This window comes from Methylobacterium sp. WL18 (assembly GCF_008040015.1).
In the GTDB taxonomy this organism is placed as follows: Bacteria; Pseudomonadota; Alphaproteobacteria; order Rhizobiales; family Beijerinckiaceae; genus Methylobacterium; species Methylobacterium mesophilicum.
Genome location: NZ_VRVD01000830.1, coordinates 1 through 1,737, shown reverse-complemented (window position 1 = coordinate 1,737; position 1,737 = coordinate 1). Strand labels below are relative to the sequence as shown.

The following is a 1,737-nucleotide window of genomic DNA, read 5'->3' as shown; positions in this document are numbered from 1 at the left end:
GAACGATCCCGGGTCAACGGTCCCGGCCGCGTCGGGGTCGAGCCGCCGGGTCGCGGCCGGGACCGTTGACCCGGGATCGTTCATGCGGGAAGCCGTCGCGAAGTGATGGCGGCGCGCCCGTCGCGCGCCTATCCTGGGGTCGCCGTAGCCCCGGTGCCCGGGCGCGGTCAAACCCGCCCCGGGATATCAAGCGGGCGGGCCGAGAGGAGCGACGACCCGATGAGCTACCGCGCCCCCGTTCCCGAGATGCTGTTCACCCTCCGGCACGTGGCCGGGCTGGACGGCGTCGACCCGGACGACGCCGAGGCGATCCTCACCGAGGCGGGGCGGATCGCCGGCCAGGTGCTCGCGCCGCTGAACCGGGTCGGCGACCGGCACGGCACCCCGTTCGCGGACGGATCGGTCACCACACCCCCCGGCTGGCGCGAGGCCTACCGCACCTTCACGGACGGGGGCTGGAACGGCCTCTCGGCCGAGGCCGACCATGGCGGCCAGGGCTTGCCGAAGCTGGTCGAGGCCGCCTGCACCGAGATGTGGAACGGCGCCAACCTCGCCTTCGGCCTCTGCCCGCTGCTGACCCAGGGCGGCATCGAGGCACTCGCGGCCCACGGCTCCGAGGACCTGAAGGCGCGCTACCTGGAAAAGCTCGTGACGGGCGAATGGCCCGCCACCATGAACCTGACCGAGCCGCAGGCGGGCTCGGACCTCGCCCTGCTGCGCAGCCGGGCCGAGCGCGCCGACGACGGCACCTACCGGATCACCGGCTCCAAGATCTACATCACCTACGGCGAGCACGACCTGGCGGACAACATCGTCCACCTCGTGCTGGCCCGCCTGCCCGACGCGCCGGCCGGCACCCGCGGCATCTCACTGTTCCTGGTGCCCAAGGTCCTGCCGGACGGGACCGTCAACGACCTGCGCTGCTCGGGCGTCGAGCACAAGCTCGGCATCCACGCCTCACCGACCTGCTCGATGGCGTTCGGCGATCACGGCGGCGCGGTCGGCTGGCTGATCGGGCAGGAGAACAAGGGCCTGGCCTGCATGTTCACGATGATGAACGCGGCCCGGCTCAATGTCGGCCTGCAGGGCGTCGGCGTCGCCGAAGCCGCGACCCAGCGGGCGCTCGCCTACGCGCAGGAGCGCCGGCAGGGCCGGGCGGTCGGGGCCGCCGAATCCACCAGCCCGATCGTCGCGCATCCGGACGTGCAGCGGATGCTGCTGACCATGAAGGCCTACACGGCGGCGGCGCGCGGGATCTGCTACCTCACGGCCGCCGCCCTCGACGCCTCCCGGGGCCCGGAGGGGCAGTCCGCCCTCGACCGGGCCTCCCTGCTGACCCCGGTGGCCAAGGCCTTCTCCACGGATCTCGCCAACGAGGTGACCTCGCTCGGCGTGCAGGTCCATGGCGGCATGGGCTTCGTCGAGGAGACCGGCGCGGCCCAGCTAATGCGGGATGCCCGCATCCTCGGCATCTACGAGGGCACCAACGGCATCCAGGCCATCGACCTCACCGCCCGCAAGCTGCCGCTGAACGGCGGCGCCACGGTGCGTTCGCAGATCGCCTGGATGCGCCGGGCCGCGGAGGGCCTGCTCAAGGCGGGCGATCCCGCCTTCGGCCACATGGCGGCGCGGCTGCGCGACGGGATCGGCAGCCTCGACCGGGCGACCAGCCACCAGCTCGCCGCCCTGACCTCCAACCGCCCGAATGCGGCGCTCGCCGGCGCGACCCCGTATCTC

Annotated in this window: 1 protein-coding gene; it reads left to right on the top strand. The window is 73.1% G+C overall.

The genetic code is table 11. From position 1 onward, the window contains the following. Window positions 1-219: 219 nt before the first annotated feature. A partial coding sequence (locus FV228_RS28790; RefSeq protein ID WP_147857593.1) for an acyl-CoA dehydrogenase occupies window positions 220-1,737 on the top strand: 1,518 nt, incomplete at its 3' end.